Here is a 17,893-nt window from a genome sequence, read left to right on the forward strand (position 1 = left end):
TGTTTTTCAACAGCAATAAGGCAAGGTCCGCCCTGTTCTTTGTCCGGCCGGAAACGTTGACCCAACGTTTACCGCCTGGATCGGATGAAGCTCACCTATTATGGCCACTCCTGCATCGGCGTGAACAGCGCCGGGCACGATGTGCTCTTCGATCCCTTCATCACTGGTAATCCGCTTGCTGGCAAAGTGAATGCTGAGCGCGTGCCGGCCACGGAGATCATGATCACGCACGGTCACGGTGATCACGTTGCCGATGCAGAAGCCATTGCCAAGCGGACGAATGCCACCCTTGTGAGCAACTATGAGATCGCCACTTGGTTCGAGAAGAAGGGTGTTGCCAAGACCGTTGGACTGAACATAGGAGGCAGCACCGCGGTGGGGCCCTTCCGTGTGAAGTACACAACCGCATTGCACAGCAGCCAGTTGCCTGACGGCAGCTACGGCGGCAATCCAGGGGGCTTCGTGGTTACTGGTCCTGAGGGTTCCTACCACCATGCCGGTGATACGGCCCTCACCATTGACATGCAATTGCTGAAGCCTTTCAACCTGCGCTTCGCCTGTCTGCCCATCGGCGACCATTTCACCATGGGTGTGCAGGATGCCATTGCGGCGGCCCAACTCATGGGCGTGAGCAAGGTGGTAGGCATCCACTATAACACCTTCCCTCCCATCACCATCGATACGAAAGCGGCCATTGAGGCCTTCGCCCTATCGAAGATCACCCTCCTGCTTCCTGCCATCGGAGAGACCATCGAAATCTGAACTCGCACGGGCAGGGCATTCCCGGCCCAACAACAAAAATCAGCAACATGGCCAAGATCATCTCCATCGTGAACCAGAAAGGCGGCGTAGGCAAGACCACCACTGCCATCAACCTGGCCGCGAGCCTGGGCGCATTAGAGCGGCGCACCCTGCTCGTGGATGCCGATCCACAGGCCAACGCCACCAGCGGGACCGGGCACGATCCTCGGCAAGTGAAAGCCAGCATCTACGAGTGCATCATTAACGGCACGCCGGCCCAGCAAGTGATCGTGGGCACCGATAATCCCGGACTCGACCTGCTGCCGGGCCACATTGACCTGGTGGGCGCGGAGATCGAGATGATCGATATGCCTGAACGTGAGCATCAGATGAAGAAAGTGCTGGAACCATTGCGTGACAGCTACGACTTCATCATCATCGATTGCTCGCCCTCCTTGGGACTGGTCACCGTGAACAGCCTCACCTGCTCCGACAGCGTGATCGTGCCCGTGCAGTGCGAATACTTCGCGCTTGAGGGCCTGGGCAAGCTGCTCAACACCATCAAGATCGTGCAGCAGCGGCTCAACCCGGAGCTGATGATCGAGGGCATGCTGCTCACCATGTACGACAGCCGTCTGCGCCTTGCCAACCAAGTGGTGGAAGAGGTGAAGACCCACTTCCAGCAATTGGTGTTCGATACCGTGATCCACCGCAACGTGGCTCTGGGCGAAGCGCCGAGCCATGGCAAGAGCATCATCATGCACGATGCCAGCAGCAAGGGCGCCACCAATTACCTGAACCTGGCCCGCGAGATCCTGCAGAAGAACAGCCTTACGCGCATACCGGAAGCCGAGCGCATGATGGCCGCTGGGACCATTGACTGACGCCTTCATCTGTTTCAGCGCACCTCAAGCATTACCAGCGAACATGATCAAGAAGAAAGGGCTTGGACGAGGATTGAGCGCACTGCTCGATGAGCCAGCCGCCGACATCACGGCGCGCGATGCCTCAGCGCACCGGCCCATGGGCGGCACCACGATGCTCCCGGTATCGCAGATCGAGCCCAACCCCTTCCAGCCACGCGCGCATTTCGGCGAAGAGGCCCTGGCCGATCTGGCGCAGAGCATCCGCGAATTGGGGGTGATCCAGCCGGTGACCGTGCGCAAGGTGGGCTATGAGCGCTTCCAGCTCATCAGTGGCGAACGTCGCTTCCGCGCCTCGCAACTGGCCGGACTCGCTGAGGTGCCTGCTTATGTGCGCGTGGCCAACGACGAGGCCATGCTCGAGATGGCCCTGGTGGAGAACATCCAGCGCGAGGAACTCGACCCCATCGAAGTGGCCGTGAGCTTCCAGCGTCTGATCGATGAGGTGAGCCTGACCCAAGAGAAGCTCAGCGAGAAGGTGGGCAAGGACCGTGCGACCGTCAGCAATTACCTGCGCCTGCTGAAGCTGCAGCCCGAAGTGCAATTGGGCCTTCGCAACCGCAGCATCGGCATGGGCCATGCGCGGGCGCTGATCACCATCGGAGATCCCGGCCGACAGGTGGCGCTCTTCCACAAGATCGTGGAGAGCCAATTGAGCGTGCGGCAGGTGGAGGACCTGGCCCGGAACCTCACGCCCGTGCCGGGGATCAAGCGTCCGGCAACTGCATCGAAAGCACGCTACGACAAGGAACTGAGCGCGTTGCTCACCGATCAGCTCGGAAGCCGTGTTACCGTGAAGGTGGATATGAACGGAAGGGGCACCATCGAGATCGGCTTCAAGAGCCAGCAGGAGCTGGATAGGCTGAAGAAGGTGCTGGGGTGAACGAAGCCTCACCTTTGCACCGTGAATCGTCATTTCGCCATTCTGCTCGCTTTCGTGGTCGCCAGCGCATCATCGGCGCAATCCGACACACTTTCCTGGCGCCAACGCCACTCCCCGCGCAAAGCCAGCATCCTCAGCATTGTGGCTCCGGGGGCCGGGCAGATCTATAACCGCAAGTACTGGAAGGCCCCGATCGCTTGGGCCGGGCTGGGCACGTGCGTGTATTTCATCCAGGAGAACACCCGAGAGTACCGCCGCTACAAGGATGCCTACATCGCGATCGTGGATGGCGACCCCGCCACCACCGACGAATTCAATGGCCGCTTCAGCTCCAGCCAGGTGCTGGAGGTGACCGATACCTACCGCCGCTGGCGCGACCTAAGCTACATCGCCTTCGGGGCGGTCTATCTGCTCAATGTGGTGGACGCGAGCGTTGACGCCCACTTCGTGCGTTTCGATGTGGGGCGCGACTTAAGTGCAGGCTTAGGGCCATCGTTGAGCACTGCGGCGATTGGCGCACCGGGCTTCAGCCTATCATTGGCACTGCGCTGAGGCGCATTGCCGTTCACACTTGTTTGCCACCGCCTCTGAGGCAGCCGGTTACCTTCGGCGCCCAGCATGCGCATCGCACTCTACGGCTACGGGAAAATGGGCAAGGCCATTGAGGCCGCTCTCCATGCGCGTGGGCATGAAGTGGTGCTGCGCGTGACCAAGGCGAATGCCGGCGCAGCGCCGAGCGGTGCCGATGTGGCCATCGAGTTCAGCAAGCCCGAGCAAGCGTTGGCCAATATGCGGCTGTGCATGGAGATGGGCGTGCCCGTGGTCGTGGGCACCACAGGCTGGTACGACAAGCTCCCCGAGGTGCGCCGCCTCGTGGATGAATACAAAGGCTCCTTGCTCTGGGCCAGCAACTTCAGCGTCGGCGTCAACCTCTTCTTCCGCGTTAACCGGCAGCTGGCCGCGCTCATGGATAAGGTGCCGGCCTACGCCGCCCGAATCGACGAGGTGCATCATGCCCACAAGCTCGATGCGCCCAGCGGCACGGCTATCACCCTCGCCAACGATATCGACCTGCGCGCGCAACGTTACGCTGGCTGGGAACTCGTTGGTAGTCGTGGTCACGTCGACCCTGCCTTGCCGAACGGCCAGCTGAGCGAAGCGGTCTCGCCAGCCCCGGTCCCCATTTCGAGCGAGCGAACGGGCGAAGTCCCCGGCAAGCATAGCGTCACCTGGTCCAGCGCGAACGACCGCATCACCATCACGCACGAGGCTTTCAATCGTAGCGGATTCGCTACAGGCGCGGTGATCGCGGCTGAATGGCTCCTGAACCGCAAAGGGCTCTTCACCATGGACGATGTGCTGGACATGAATCAACGATCGTGAACCGGCAGTGCCGACCCTGAAGCCGACGCTCCAAGCTGCAACCTGCAACATCCCCCCGACCTAAGGGTCAAAATTCAACCTCCCAACCTTGCTCCCCTACATCTTCCTCTACGCCTACTTCGCTGTGCTCATGGCCAGCCTATGGAAGCTCTTCCAGAAGGCCGGCAAGCCCGCATGGGCCGGATTCGTCCCCGTGTACAACATCCTTGTGTGGCTGAAGATCACCGGCAAGCCTTGGTGGTGGATCGTGCTCTTCATCGTGCCGGGCGTGAACCTGCTCATGTTCATCATCATGAATGTGAACATCTCCATCGTGCTCGGTCGCCGCAGCTACAAGGAGTACGTGCTCATGACCTTCCTGCCGTGGTGGAGGATCCCTGAGACCATCTTCTCGAAGGACACCTACATCGGCCCCATCCCGCCTGAGAAGCGCAAGCGCAACCTCTTTGAGCAATGGGGCGATGCCATCCTGTTCGCCGTGATCGTGGCCACGGTCTTCCGCACCTACACCTTCGAGGCCTTCACCATCCCCACGCCGTCGATGGAGAAGAGCCTGCTGGTGGGCGACTACCTCTTCGTGAGCAAGCTCAGCTACGGCCCTCGGCTGCCCATGACCCCGCTCACCTTCCCCTTCACGCACCACACCATGCCCCTCACCACGAGCACCCCATCGTTCGTGGATTGGTTCTCACAACCCTACCGCCGGCTACCCGGCCTTGGCAAGCCCGAGCGAGGCGATGCCGTGGTGTTCAATTTCCCCGAAGGCGATACCGTAGTGGCTAACGTGCAGAACCAGAGCTATTACCAGCTCGTGCGCGACATGGGCCGGAAGAAAGTGAGCGACCCGAACACCCGGATCATGAACCGTGTCGGTGACGATATCGTGAGCGTTCCCATGGGCGGCTTGCTCGTGCGCCCGATCGACAAGCGCGAGAACTACATCAAGCGCTGCGTGGCCGTGGCTGGCGATACGCTGGAGGTGCGCAGCGGATTCGTCTACGTGGATGGCGTGAAAGAGACCTGGCCCGAGCAAGCGCAGTTCAGCTACAACACAGCCTTCAAGGTGAACTATGGTGAGCGCACCCAGGCGATGATGAAGGAGCGCGACGACATCGGCATCGGGGACATGGGATCCTACTCACTGCAGAACGGACAGCGCCCGGTGGCCGGCGAACCCGTGAACGTGGCGCTCACGAACGCGCAGGTGCGATCGCTCGAGGCCAACAACCCCTACTTCACCCAATTGGAGCGGCAAGACAATCCTCGCGGGACAGAGCGAGGAAGCAAGCTTCCCATCTTCCCCAATGACAAGCGCTTCGATTGGAGCGAGGACAACTTCGGTCCGTTGTGGATACCGGAGCAAGGCGCCACGGTGCAACTCTCCTTGGAGAACCTGCCGCTCTACCGCCGCATCATCGACGTCTATGAAGGCCATGACCTGGCGGTGGAAGGCGATCAGATCCTGATCGACGGACAGCCGGCAACCAGCTACACCTTCGCGCAGGACTACTATTGGCTCATGGGCGACAACCGGCACCGAAGCCAGGATAGCCGCTTCTGGGGCTTCGTGCCCTTCGACCACGTGGTGGGCAAGGCCGTGCTGGTATGGTTCACCAAGGATCCTGAGACCGGAATCCGGTGGAAGCGGATATTCTCAGGGGTTAAGTAGTCCGATCGCGGTATTGGACTGCAGGTCGAATGCAAGGCAGGTTAAGGATTCGAGAAGTCCTGTCGAATGCGAAACGCAGCGGCTGGCTTCATGCCTTCGCCCTTGCCTTGGGCGTTCTATTCCTGCTCAATGCGCTCATCATTCGCTTCGTCACCGTGCGCAGCGCGAGCATGTTCGCTACGCTGCGGCCTGGCGACCTGCTGCTGGTGCAACGCTGGACGACGTGGACAGGCATTCACCGCGGTGACATCGTGGTGTTCCGCGACCCGCTGAAGGATTCCGAGCCCCGGTGGCGAAGGCCCTTGATGGTGAAGCGTGTGGCCGGTACCCCTGGCGACATCCTTGAGCTTCGGAATGCCAGGCTCTTCGTGAATGGCACGCAAGCGGATCAGCCTGAGGGCATGACCTTGAGCCATCTGGTGCGCTTGCGTAGTGGCGTTGATGCGAGCGCATTGGCGCAGCGGCATGGCTTGCCTGACGCCCTCATCGTTCCAGGAAGGAGCAACCTGGAAACCGCGTTGAATGCGCCATTGGCCGATGCACTCGTGAAGGATGGATCGGTGGTGAGCGTCGCGCCCATGCGGCTCGATTCGGGCGGGAAACGGCACCTCTTCCCCTTCAGCCCGTTCTACCCGTGGAATGGCGATGACTATGGCCCCATCACCGTGCCCAAGCGCGGCGACAGGCTCAGGATCACCGTTGACAATCTGCCTCTCTATGATCGGCTCATCTCCGTTTACGAAGGGCACCGGTTGAGCAATAGCGGCAACGTGCTCCTGATTGATGGACAGCCGCTTACGACTTACGAAGTGGAGAAGGACTACTACTTCGTGCTGGGCGATAGCCGTCACTTCAGCGCCGATTCCCGCTACTGGGGCTTCGTGCCGAATGACCATCTGATCGGACGGGCAGTACTGCTGCATCGAAGATGATCATCCTCGTGGCATGGCCTTTGGCTAAGGCGCCCGAACTTCGCACCGCCATGAAGAATGCCCTGCTCCTTACCGCTGCGCTCCTCCTCACGCCGATCGCATCCTCTGCACAGGACGACCCCAAATCGAAAGCGATCGTTGACCGCCTGATGGCCCAGTCCAAGAGCTGGACCAGCTTCGAAGCCGACTTCACCAGCCGCCTGCAGAGCACCAAGGACAAGCTCGACGTGAAGCAGGAGGGCAACATGAAGGTGAAGGGAAAGCGCTTCCGCCTCGTGCTCGACAAGAACACCATCATCAACGATGGCAAGGTGCTGCACACCTACAGCAAAGAGACCAACGAGGTCACCTTGAACGATCCCGCCGAAATGGACCAGGACCTCGACCCGAGCACCATGTTCACCCAGTACGAGAAAGGCTTCAAGAGCCAGTTCGTGGAGGAGAAGGCCGATGCCAGCGGCGCGATGACGCAAGTGGTGAAGCTCTTCCCTATCGATCCGGCGAAGAAGCCATTCCACACCGTGCTGCTCACGGTTGAAAAAGCCAAGGGCGACCCGCGCAGCGTGCAAGTGCTCTACAAGGATGGCAACGTGGTCACTTACACGGTGAAGAAATTCACGGCCAACCCTGATCTCCCGGATGGTCTCTTCACCTTCGACAAGAGCAAGTATCCGGGCGTGGAGGTGAACGACCTGCGCTGATCGCTGACGTTACCCGCACGGAGGGCGCGCATTCATCCACCATGCGCGCCCTCGTCTTTCCGGCTTTCGTCGCCTTCAATGCGCTATCCGCTCAATCGCCGCGCGTGGCGCATGTGCTCGTGGCGCTCTGCGACAACGAGCACCAAGGAATCGTGAAGGTGCCGGCTGGCATCGGCAATGGCCAGAATGCGCGCACCAACCTGTATTGGGGCGCGGGCTATGGCGTGAAGACGCACTTCGACCGCTCAGCGGATTGGTTGCGGGTGCCATGCGGAGCAGCCATCGAGCCGCATATCCTGGATCGCGCCGTTTGGAAGCACCGCGACAGCGCCGTGTACATCGTGGCCGACGCCTATGATGGACGCCATATCCGTGAAGCCACGGTTGATCTGCTCCGCTATTCCAGTGGTCAGGGGCCACGTACCGTGAAGGCCGGGGGAACAACGCTTCACGCCGGTGGCAATGCCGCACTGGTGGCTTACCTCGGCCACGATGGCCTCATGGACTTCAGCATCGAGGAGCGGTTCACCTCATCCGGCCATTCCAGTCGAGAGGCCATCATCCTGGCATGCATCAGCAAGCGCTACTTCGCGGAGCACCTGCGCGCAACCGGTGCCGATCCGCTGGTATGGACCACCGGATTGATGGCCCCCGAAGCCTACACGCTGAAGGCAGCGCTCGATGGCTGGGTCCTGCGCGAGAACCAAGAGCGCATCCGGGAGCGCTCAGCAGCGGCCTACGACAAGTACCAGAAGTGCGGGATCAACGGGGCGCGCCGCCTGCTGGTGACGGGCTGGTAGGGCGCTCGCCCTTGAAATGGCCGGTGCCCGCGCCTTGCTGCCCCGTGATGTGCACATAGTCGTTCAGCACGGCCTTCAGGAAATCCATGTTGTTCAGACCATCGCCGCTGATCCTGTCGTGGCGCGCACCTTGGCCGCCACCTCATCGATCATGGCGAAGCGGTTCGCCATGCGCGTGCTGCCGAGCACCTCTTTCACCAATGCAGCCTGAGCATCGGTCAGGCGAACGGCCTGCGGGAAACGCGCCACATGCGCATCACGGACTTCGGTGAGCAGTGTGTCAGCCAAGCGGGTGCGCTGCTTCAATGAAACAACGGTGGTGCCCCCAGCCAGGTCGCCGATCCTTTGGCCTTTGCCGTTGATCAGCACCACTACGAGCCCGAGCCCGTAGAGGCTGTCGAGCGGGCGTATGAGCCAGCGCAAGAGGTACTGCCCCAGGGTGGGTTGACCACCGTCGATGCGCACCACCTTGATCTTCATCACGTTCTTGCCCACGCTCTTGCCGTCCATGAGCAGTTCGCTGGCAAGGTGGTAGAAGCTCGGTGGCAGCTGAACGAGGATCAAGTAGACGCCAACGCTCGTGTCATCCCAATCCTGCGGCTCCAGGATGAAGAGCATCATGAGCCAGAAGACGTACCAGGCCATCTTCACCAAGCCATCAATGAGCCATGCCACCAATCGATCGCCGATGCCGGCCACCTCATGGTGGATGACGACGTTCTGAGCGGTCTCGATGCGGATGTTGCTCATGCGCGGGTCGAAGCCTGTTCCGCGGATTGGCTAGCCCTCGGTCTCACGCGTCCAAATGGCCTCGGTGATGCTCTGGCCGTTCTTGAAATAGTAGATGCCCCACTTCGCGATCACCTTGCTGTACTCATCGGCACGGTTGCCTTTGACTACGATGCGCCTGATGATCACCTTGTTGCCTTCGGTGGAGCTCTCCTCGGTGACACCCTCCGGATACTCTTGCGCGAGCTTGTTCCGGTTGTAATTGGCGAAGTCGCGCGGCTGGTCCTTGGGCGTTGCATCCAACCGTGCCTTGCTGCGCGCCCTTGAGGCCTCACTGGCCTGAGCATAGCCCGCTTCCCGTGCGAGAGCGGACCGTTTCTGGTCGTCGATTGCACGCAGCCGCTCATCGTTCAATGCTGCGCCTTTGCGCTGGCGATCGGATTCCTGCTCGATCACCTGCTCTACTTGGCTCCGTTGCTCGCTCGTGCGCTTAGCGCCCGCTGCGGTCCGTTCGGCCTCGGCAGTCCGGATGCGCTCGGTCTGCTCCGCCACGGTCTCCGTCGCCTGCACCTGCCGCTGGGCCATGGCTCGCTCCTTCTGCATCACCCGGTCTTCGGTTGCCACTTTCAGGTCGTACTGCTGCGCGATCACCTGGCCTGACCGGTCCCTGCGACGCTCCTCCTCCTCGGCCAAACGGTCCTTCATGGCCTGCATTTCGGAGGCGCTCAACTCGCGCCTGGTCTCATCGCCGCGATAAAGCCCGGCCTGTGCCTCCTGTACACGCTCTTTGCTGACCACCTCGCCATCACGGCGCTTGGTGGCGTCCTGGACCTTGCTGGTTTCCTGAGCCATGAGGTCATCACGCTGCTTGCGGATGCGCTCCCATTTCTCGGCTTCCTCCCGTTCACGGGCCTTGCGCATGAACTCCTCCGCCTGCTGCTCGTTGCTCCTATCGATGGTTGTCGATTTCCGCGAGCGCTGCTGCGATTCATCCTCCATCGCCCTGCGCGCCGCCAGCTCTGCCTCTTGCCGCTGCCGCTCCAATTCAGCGAGCAGCATATCGATCTGGCCGATCTTGGCGAGCGGATAGGTCTCTTCGGGCCTTAGATCGCTGGCCTCGGCATACAGCCCGCGAGCCCGTTCATATTCCTTCGCCGCCAAGGCTTCGTCGGCGTTCACGATCGCCGAACGGAATCGCTCCTCCATCGCCTTCGAATCCTCACGCGCCAACCGGTCCCGTTCTTCGGCCATGCGGCGCGCCTCAGCTTCCTGCTGCTCACGCGACAGGCGCTCTGCCTCCAACCGGTCACGTTCGCTGATGGCCGCGAGCCGGGCGCGCTCGGCTTCCTCTGCTTCGCGGCGCTTGCGCTCTTCTTCATCACGACGAAGCTGGTCCGCCAGCCTGTCGGCTTCGCTGCGGTCCTTATCGCGACGCGCGATCTCGGCATCGATCGCAGCCAACCGGTCCTTGGGGTAATTCTCCTGCGGCTTCAGGCCCAGCGCATCGGTGTACTTCTGGCGCGCGCGATCGAAATTGTCCTGCCCGAAGGCCAGATCGGCCGCGGCCACGGCTTCACGGTACTGGCGGGCGATCTCCTCTTCCTCGGCCTTCCGAATCCTGGCCTCTTCTTCGGCGCGGGCCTTCTCGGCCGCTGCCAATTCCGCGGCAAGCTTATCGGCAGCTTCTTTAGCAGCACGTTCGGCAGCGGCACGTTCCGCGGCTTCCCGGTCAGCAGCATCCTTGGCAGCCAGATCGGCAAGGATCCGCTCAATCTCTGCAATACGATCCTTGGGGCGCTGCTCTTCAGGCTTGATGCCCAAGGCATCGGTGTAAGCCGTGCGTGCCTGCTCGTACTTCTTGGCTCCGAAGTCGCGATCAGCTACCGTGATCAAGTCGGTGTAGCGCTTGTCCAGGTCAGCTTTCTCGCGCGCCAGCCGTTCTGCTTCGGCCTTGGCCTTGGCTTCGGAATCGAGCCGTGATTCGATATCGATGATACGGTCACGCGGATGGGCTTCCTGTGGCTTCAGGGCAGCGGCATCCTTGTAATCAGACAGTGCGGCGGAGAGCTTCTCGCCGCTGTATGCCTTATCAGCCCTGGCAATGAGTTCGGTGTACTTCGCATCAAGCTCGCGAGCCTTGCGCTCTTCCTCCTCCCGCTTGGCCTTCTCTGCGATACGGGCATCGCATTCCTCGATCCGGCCCTTCGGGTAGCTCTCCGCTGGCTTAATGGCCGAGGCCTCCTGGTACTTGGACTTGGCAATGGTGAAATCCTCCGCATCGAAGGAATCATCGGCATCGGCTACAGCCTTGTCATACTTGACCTGCAGTTCCTGCTGCTTCCGACGCTCCTCCGCTTCTGCTTTGCGCTTGAGCACCACTGCGAGCTGATCCTTCGGGTACTTCTCTGCGGGCTTCAAGCTTGAGGCCTCGGTGTACTTCGAGGTGGCAGCCTCCCATTCTTCGCTGCCGAGCGCAGCATCGGCGGCGGCGATCGCCGCATCATATTTCTCTTGGAGTTCTTTGGCTTTCCGGTCTTCCTCCGCCTTCTTGGCCAATTCCTCCTTCTTCTTGTTGATGAGGGCGATCTGGTCCTTGGGGTATTGCTCCTTGGGCTTCAGGTTGCCTGCCTCCGTGTATTTGGCGATGGCATCATCGTACTGATCACCCGTGAAGGCCTTCATGGCATCGGCCAGCATTGCCTTGTACCGCTCATCAAGATCCTTGGCCTTGCGCTCCTCCTCAGCCTGCTTCGCCAGCTCCTCGCGCTTCCTGGCGATGGATGCGAGCTGGTCTTTCGGATACTTCTCGTCGGGCCTCAGCGCGCTGGCTTCGTTGTACTTGGCTTCGGCATCATCATAGCGCGTCCCGGTGAAGGCCACGTCGGCTGCGGCGATGGCGGCTTGGTATTTCTGCAAGGTTTCCTTGGCCAGGCGCTCCTCTTCAGCCTTGCGCTTCTCTTCGTCCTTCTTGGCCGCAATGGCCGCGAGTTGGTCCTTGGGGTACTTCTCCTCCGGCTTGTGCGTGCTGGCCTCGTTGTACTTGGCGGTGGCGATGTCCCAATTGCTCGCTTTGAAAGCAGCATCACCAGCGGCCACGGCGGCATCGTACTTCTGCTGGAGCTCCTTGGCCTTGCGCTCCTCCTCGGCCTTGTTGGCCAATTCCTCCTTCTTCTTGGCGATGGCGGCGATCTGGTCCTTGGGATAGCGCTCCTCAGGCTTCAGGGTGCCGGCTTCGGTGTACTTGGCCGTAGCCTGATCCCAATTCTCCGCCTTGAAGGCGGCGTCCGCAGCGGTGATCGCAGCTTCGTATTTCTGCTGCAGCTCCTTGGCCTTGCGCTCTTCTTCGGCCTTCTTGGCCAGGTCGGCCAGGATGACGTCGATCTCTTTGATCCGCGCCTTGGGGTGCGCCTCGGCCTCTTTGATATCCAGCGCTGCCTCGTACTTCACCTTCGCAGCCTCATAGTTCTTCTTGCTGAATAGGCCGTCAGCCTCCTTGACGAGCGCCCCGTATTCCTCAGCGAGCTTCTTCTCTCCATCCACGGCCTCCAAGCGCATCCGGGCATCGCTGAGCTTGGCCGTGGCAACGGGGTCGTTGGCCTTCAGTGTCAGTGCCTCGGTGAAGCTCTCCACCGCCTTCTTGAAGTCGCTTGCGGTCATGGCAGCATTGCCTGCGGTCATGAGCTTAGCGAACTCCGCTTCTGCATTGGCTTCGCGCTTCTTCCGCTCTTCATATTGCTTCATCAACTGCACCTGGGCCTCGCGCATCCGGTTGGTGTAGTCCATGTCCCACTCGAAGTTGCCCGTGGCACCTACGTACTTGGCCTTGCCGAATGGCTCTTGCAGGATGGAGAAATCGACTCCCGGCAGCTCCTGCAGCATCGTGAAATCGATGTTCATGCCGTGGCCGCCCTGCCTCTCCTCCTCCGGAATGTTGCGCGTGTCGATGACGATGTTCTTGCTGACAAAGCCCTTCTTCGAGCACATCACCTTGTACTCGGCGCTGTAATCGAGGTTGACCTCGTACTTGCCGCTGGCGTTCGTTGGAACCTCGATGAGTTTAGCTCCGTTCTTGAAGACAGAGATGGTCACCCCATCGATCTTCTTAGCGGTCGACAGGTCCTTCACGGTCCCATAGACCATCACGACATCGACCTGTGCCCAGGACGAAGAGCACGCGAAGGCGAACAGGAAGAACGCAAGGAAGCGATTGGTCAAAGTGCGCAAGGAGCTGATCATCAGGCTGTGCAATGCATTGGCCGGTTCCGAGCCGCCGCAATTTAGAACATCTTTGCCGCCCGCCCCACGACCCCCATGCAGAGCGTTTGGGAACGTACCTCCTTCACCGCACAAGCAGACCTCGTGGTGGTCGGCTCGGGCATCGTTGGGCTCTTCGCCGCGATCTTCCATCAACGCAGGAACCCGAAGCATCGCGTAGTGATCCTTGAACGGGGGCCGCATCCCATCGGCGCCAGCGCGCGCAATGCTGGGTTCGCTTGCTTCGGAAGCCCCAGCGAACTGCTTCACGACATCGAAACCGAGGGCTCGCATACCGCCCTCGCTCGGGCCGAGGAGCGCTGGATAGGCCTTCATGAATTGCGCGCTGAATTAGGCGACGAAGCGATCGGGTTCGAGTTGACGGGCGGGCATGAAGCGTTCCGGGCAAGTGACGCACTGTACCCGCTCGTGGCGGAGAGGTTCGATCACCTGAACGACCTGTTGCGGCCGATCACCGGGCAGGTCACCTATCGGTGGGATGATGCCCGGATCCGCACCTGCGGCCTTCATGGCATCGAGCATCTTGCCTGCACTGATCTGGAAGGAGCCATCGATAGCGGCATGTTGATGCGCGCGCTGCTGCGGAAGGCCGGGCAGGCCGGGGTCGAGGTACGTTTCAACGCTGAGGTGGCCCGGATCGAAGAGGGGGCATCTGAAGTGGTGCTGCCGTTGCGTGATGGGACGGCCTGGCGCTGTTCCCGAGTACTGGTCGCGACGAATGGATTCACCGCCTCGCTCTTGCCTGAATTGGATGTGGTGCCTGCGCGCGGCCAAGTGCTGCTCACTGCGCCTGTGCCGGGGCTCGCCCTGCGCGGCTGCTTCCACATGAACGAGGGCTTCTATTATTTCCGCGACTGCGCAGGAGGGGTGCTGCTGGGCGGAGGCCGCCACCTTGATCTTGCAGGCGAGCGAACTTGGGAGGAAGGGCTAACCCCTCGGATCCAGGACGCGCTGGAGGGCCTTTTGCGCGAGGTCATCCTGCCCGGCGTGGATTTCAAGGTTGCGCAACGCTGGAGCGGCACCATGGCGTTCGGCAGCACCGGGAAGTCTCCGCTCGTCGATCGCCTGAGTGATCGTGTTTCGGTGGCGGTGAGAATGGGAGGAATGGGTGTGGCGATCGGCATCCGGGTGGCGCGAAATGCCTGCGATTTGCTTGTTTAGCGGCCGCGGCGCACCATGACTATCTGACCTTCGTCAGGTCCTTCTGCGCTGCATCACCATCAATTCGCGCATCAACACTTCAACTCCCATGAGCACCACGGCCACAACCACCCCTCGCGTCCGCATCGGCGACCTCCATTTCGACCATATGGAATGGGTCAACTCCTTGAAGTTCTATAAGGATGAGATCAGCATATTCGAGCATCGCTTAGAGGATATCGTGCGCCGCAACACCAAGCCCGAGGTCATGGCAGAGCTGGAGCATTTCCAGAACCAGTTCATCCGCGAGAAGGAAGTCGTTGATGAATTGCGCCACGACATCAAGCAGGCCGAGAACGAGTTGGAGAAGGAGGCGAAGGACCATCCGGTGGCCATCGATCATCGTTGGTTCACGGACCATACCTCACTGCGCGACCGCTACCAGACTTTCGAGAAGCTCTACCGGGAGCTCAAGGCAGAGTTCCACCAATGGTTGGTGAAACGCATGTGATGGAACCTGCTAGGCGTCCGAACAGGCGTTTACCTTCGCACGCTCCAAACCATAGCACATGAAGAAGTTCATCGGCCTCGCGCTCTGGCTCCACGCCTTCCTCATCCCCTTCCGGTTCTCTATCCTCGACACCGATGAGGTGGTTAAGGAATCGGGGCGTGCCGATAACACCATGGGGCTGATCAGCTTCGTGGCCATGCTCGCCTTGCTCTTCATAGGTTACGCTCTGGTCGATTCAGCCGGCAAGCAGCCCTCGGCAGAGGACCACGGGCATTGACCCGGCAGCCTCATGGCGCGTATCCTGATTCCTACCGACTTCAGTTCCGGCTCACTCCGGGCGGCAGTGTATGCCGTGCGCCTGTTCGGTGCTGATGGCAACCGGTTCGTACTCTTGAACACCTTCATGATGCCGGCCGGTGCTGCCAGCACCATGTGGAACATGGATGAGCTTCTCGCTCGAGAGTCAATCACAGGGCTGAAGCAATTCGAATCCGTGCTGCGCGCCGCGCTCCCTGGCGTGGATGCGCATCTGGAAACGGTCTGCGAGCACGGTGACCTGCCGAATGTGGTTGACCGCTTCCTGGGCGATGAGGAGAAGCCGATCTGCGTGGTGATGGGCACTCTTGGCGCCAGCGGCATCCAAGAGGCGCTCTTCGGCAGCAACACCGCCAGCGTGATCAAGCACGGCAGCTTCCCCGTGCTGGCCGTGCCGTCCGATGCTGAGTACCGCGCACCCAAGCGCATCTTGCTCGCTGACGATGGCGGACCGGTGAAGAAGGAATCACTGGCGCTGCTGCTCGACATCGCGCGCTGGAGCCAAAGCGAGCTCCGCATAGCTCGCGTGGTGAACGAGCAGGTGACGGCAGACGATGGTGGCCAACAGGCCTATGACCAATTGCTCGGCGGCATTCCGCACAGCCAGCAATACCTCAGCGCCGAGAACGTGGAGGCCGCTCTGAACGACTTGGCCGAGCAAGGCGATGCCGACCTGCTCGCCGTGCTCCACCGGAAGCGCGGCCTTTTCCAAGGGCTTTTCCACCGCAGCACCGCCGCCAAGCTGGCCATGCACACGCACCTGCCCTTGCTGGTGCTGCAGCAAGCCGAACGCTGATGGCCGGCATCCTCGATCGCGGATCGATCCCGCTCTTCGTCTTCAAGGGCATAGCCGTCCGGTTGCATTGGAGCTTCGTGCTGCTGCCGGTCTATGTCCTGTACTCGGGCCTTTCGCAAGGCATGGATTGGGAGATGATCGGCCTGCGCCTGGGCATGGTGGCAATCGCCTTCGCCTGCGTGGTGCTGCATGAATACGGCCATGCCCTCACGGCACGTCGCTTCGGTGTAGGCACGCGCGACATCACCCTGCTGCCCATTGGTGGCGTGGCCTCTTTGGAGCGCATGCCTGAAGAGCCGCGCCATGAGTTCTGGATCACGGTGGCCGGCCCGGCTGTGAACTTGGCCATCGCACTCCTTGCCATCATCGCCATGGCGGCACTGGGCCTCTTGGGCTTCTTCACGGACCTGTTGCTCGGCGGCGCATCGCTCTTCACCAACGCGCTGCTCTTCCTCGCAGGGCTCAACATCTGGCTCTTCCTCTTCAACCTGATCCCCGCATTCCCCATGGACGGCGGCCGCATCCTGCGATCCCTGTTGGCCATGCGGATGCCACGTGAACGCGCCACCCGCATCGCCGCCGTCCTGGGTCGGGGCGTGGCCATCCTCGGCATCGGCTACGGGCTTTTCGCTGGCGAGCCCTTCCTCGCCTTGATCGGGGTCTTCATCTTCATGGCTGCCGGCGCTGAGGCGCGCAACGTGGTGCAGCGCGAGCACTTGCGGGGAATCACCGTTGGGCAAGTGATGCGCACGCGCTTCTGGAGCATGGGACTGAACTCCACGGTGCACGAGGCCGTGAATGAGCTGCTCGCAGGCGGCGACACCTCCTTGGTGGTGATCGGCATGGACGGCCTTCCCATGGGCGTCCTGCACCGCAACGACCTCTTCGGCGCGGTGGAGGCCGGCCGCAAAGACATGCGCCTCATCGACCTTCCACCGAAACCGGCACCCATGGTGGCACCGGAAGCTGATGCGCATGAAAGCACCCAACGGATGATCGTCGGTGGCCTTCCTTTGCTGCCCGTGGTGCAAGAGCATCGCTTGGTGGGCGTGCTGGAAGCCGCCAACCTCAGCGAATTCGTGAAGGTGAAGCAGGCCGAAGCGGCGAGCCGTCGCTAGAGCGGCTTGGGCTCAGCCCTTGGGCCGCTTCGGCTCATGCAGCGTGAATACGCGCGAGATGTTGAAGCCGAAGTGAACGCCAGCGCCATCGTCAGGAGATGAGAAGGCCTTGGCCCAATCGCCGGTGCTCTCCGTGATGAAGGCACGATCGAACATGCCCGCGCTGTTGCTGAAGTGCAGTTGGAACACATGCCCGCCGGTCTCAATGTCGAATCCTACGGAGAGTGATTGCTGGAATCCCTCATCGAGGCCATCGGGCAGCACATGGAAGTACTCCGCGTTGAAGGTCAGGCGCTTGGTGAGCTTCACGCGGCCGGCGCCGCTTACGTGGAACACATCGTTCGGGGTGCTCGCAGCGGCCACAAGGTTGCGGTGCACCGCACCGGGATTCAACTGCACGCTGATCGACTCGCTGAACTTCCGGCCGACGATCAAGGTCCAAGCATACGAGAGGCGGTGTGTGAAGTAGTCCGTTCGGTCCGGATTGTACCAAGGCACCTGATCGGCTGCGAGCGTGGTCATGGACGACGCTGCCACCAACGCCAAGGTGAGCGGCGCCTTGCATCCGGCATCGCATTGGCGAACCAGCTTGTACTTCACGAATCCATCAATCGTCTTCTGGTACCCGCTGCGGCCGATGCCCACCATCAGGCGGTCGCTCACCCCGTAATCGAATCCGAGACGCACCGTGGCGCCATCGAGGCCGAAGGCCTCCCGGGCTCCGCCATTGGTGGGCCCGAACCGATGGCCTATCCGGAAATCGAGCACGCCGGCCGCCGTGTTCTCCAGGCTGTGGCCGTTGATCACACGTGTGGTCTTGAAGGCCGCGCTCGTGTACTCCGGTCCTTGTTCCTCCGCACCCAGCAGCCCGAGCAGGTCTTCTTGCGCACGAGCGCTTGGGATCAGCAATAGTGCTGTGAAGAGGATCGGGACGAAGCGCATGGATCAAGGAGGATTGTCGGAGTGGCAGAAGGACT

At 61.2% G+C, this 17,893-nt stretch carries 17 protein-coding genes; 14 read left to right on the forward strand and 3 right to left on the reverse strand.

All coding sequences use genetic code 11. From position 1 onward, the window contains the following. Nucleotides 1-84: 84 nt before the first annotated feature. The 9 genes from IPK70_09630 to IPK70_09670 all read left to right on the forward strand — a co-directional run bounded on the left by IPK70_09630 (nt 85) and on the right by IPK70_09670 (nt 8,032). Nucleotides 85-762, forward strand: a complete 678-nt coding sequence (locus IPK70_09630) for a metal-dependent hydrolase (GenBank protein ID MBK8227419.1) — start codon at nt 85-87, stop codon at nt 760-762. Nucleotides 763-809: 47 nt separating this feature from the next. Beyond that, nucleotides 810-1,625: a ParA family protein gene (locus IPK70_09635; protein ID MBK8227420.1), complete on the forward strand. Its 816-nt coding sequence runs from the start codon at nt 810-812 to the stop codon at nt 1,623-1,625. Between the two features lie 43 nt (nt 1,626-1,668). Continuing rightward, nucleotides 1,669-2,547: a ParB/RepB/Spo0J family partition protein gene (locus IPK70_09640; GenBank protein MBK8227421.1), complete on the forward strand. Its 879-nt coding sequence runs from the start codon at nt 1,669-1,671 to the stop codon at nt 2,545-2,547. 21 nt (nt 2,548-2,568) lie between these two features. Then, on the forward strand, nt 2,569-3,099 hold the full coding sequence (locus IPK70_09645; GenBank protein MBK8227422.1) for a hypothetical protein: 531 nt from the start codon (nt 2,569-2,571) through the stop codon (nt 3,097-3,099). A gap of 66 nt (nt 3,100-3,165) precedes the next feature. After that, complete coding sequence (gene dapB, locus IPK70_09650; protein MBK8227423.1) at nt 3,166-3,930, forward strand: 4-hydroxy-tetrahydrodipicolinate reductase; 765 nt, start codon at nt 3,166-3,168, stop codon at nt 3,928-3,930. A gap of 88 nt (nt 3,931-4,018) precedes the next feature. Beyond that, complete coding sequence (locus IPK70_09655) at nt 4,019-5,599, forward strand: signal peptidase I (protein ID MBK8227424.1); 1,581 nt, start codon at nt 4,019-4,021, stop codon at nt 5,597-5,599. 107 nt (nt 5,600-5,706) lie between these two features. After that, complete coding sequence (lepB, locus tag IPK70_09660; GenBank protein MBK8227425.1) at nt 5,707-6,531, forward strand: signal peptidase I; 825 nt, start codon at nt 5,707-5,709, stop codon at nt 6,529-6,531. Nucleotides 6,532-6,581: 50 nt separating this feature from the next. After that, nucleotides 6,582-7,232, forward strand: a complete 651-nt coding sequence (locus IPK70_09665) for an outer membrane lipoprotein carrier protein LolA (protein MBK8227426.1) — start codon at nt 6,582-6,584, stop codon at nt 7,230-7,232. A 41-nt stretch (nt 7,233-7,273) separates the two neighbouring features. After that, the gene (locus IPK70_09670; GenBank protein ID MBK8227427.1) at nt 7,274-8,032 is read left to right on the forward strand and encodes a hypothetical protein; all 759 of its coding nucleotides are present in this window, start codon (nt 7,274-7,276) and stop codon (nt 8,030-8,032) included. A 93-nt stretch (nt 8,033-8,125) separates the two neighbouring features. On the opposite strand, the gene IPK70_09675 is transcribed toward IPK70_09670, so the two are convergent. Both IPK70_09675 and IPK70_09680 read right to left on the reverse strand, forming a co-directional pair. Then, nucleotides 8,126-8,782: an RDD family protein gene (locus tag IPK70_09675; protein MBK8227428.1), complete on the reverse strand. Its 657-nt coding sequence runs from the start codon at nt 8,780-8,782 to the stop codon at nt 8,126-8,128. 30 nt (nt 8,783-8,812) lie between these two features. After that, complete coding sequence (locus IPK70_09680; protein MBK8227429.1) at nt 8,813-12,997, reverse strand: hypothetical protein; 4,185 nt, start codon at nt 12,995-12,997, stop codon at nt 8,813-8,815. A 75-nt stretch (nt 12,998-13,072) separates the two neighbouring features. Here IPK70_09680 and IPK70_09685 point away from each other — a divergent pair, with 75 nt between their 5' ends. The 5 genes from IPK70_09685 to IPK70_09705 all read left to right on the forward strand — a co-directional run bounded on the left by IPK70_09685 (nt 13,073) and on the right by IPK70_09705 (nt 16,916). Continuing rightward, nucleotides 13,073-14,197 (forward strand): FAD-binding oxidoreductase, encoded by a 1,125-nt coding sequence (locus IPK70_09685; protein MBK8227430.1) that lies wholly within the window; start codon nt 13,073-13,075, stop codon nt 14,195-14,197. Nucleotides 14,198-14,285: 88 nt separating this feature from the next. Continuing rightward, complete coding sequence (locus IPK70_09690) at nt 14,286-14,687, forward strand: hypothetical protein (protein MBK8227431.1); 402 nt, start codon at nt 14,286-14,288, stop codon at nt 14,685-14,687. Between the two features lie 58 nt (nt 14,688-14,745). Continuing rightward, entirely contained in the window at nt 14,746-14,964 is a 219-nt protein-coding gene (locus IPK70_09695) for a hypothetical protein (GenBank protein ID MBK8227432.1), read from the forward strand. 12 nt (nt 14,965-14,976) lie between these two features. Continuing rightward, on the forward strand, nt 14,977-15,798 hold the full coding sequence (locus tag IPK70_09700; GenBank protein MBK8227433.1) for a universal stress protein: 822 nt from the start codon (nt 14,977-14,979) through the stop codon (nt 15,796-15,798). After that, a complete protein-coding gene (locus IPK70_09705; GenBank protein MBK8227434.1) occupies nt 15,798-16,916 on the forward strand; it encodes a site-2 protease family protein in 1,119 nt (372 codons plus the stop codon). The genes IPK70_09700 and IPK70_09705 overlap by 1 nt, the downstream gene beginning before the upstream one ends. A 12-nt stretch (nt 16,917-16,928) precedes the next feature. Here IPK70_09705 and IPK70_09710 read toward each other — a convergent pair whose 3' ends face one another. Beyond that, nucleotides 16,929-17,858, reverse strand: a complete 930-nt coding sequence (locus IPK70_09710) for a hypothetical protein (GenBank protein ID MBK8227435.1) — start codon at nt 17,856-17,858, stop codon at nt 16,929-16,931. Nucleotides 17,859-17,893: the final 35 nt, after the last annotated feature.

Source organism: Flavobacteriales bacterium (assembly GCA_016712535.1).
Lineage (GTDB): Bacteria > Bacteroidota > Bacteroidia > Flavobacteriales_F > PHOS-HE28 > PHOS-HE28.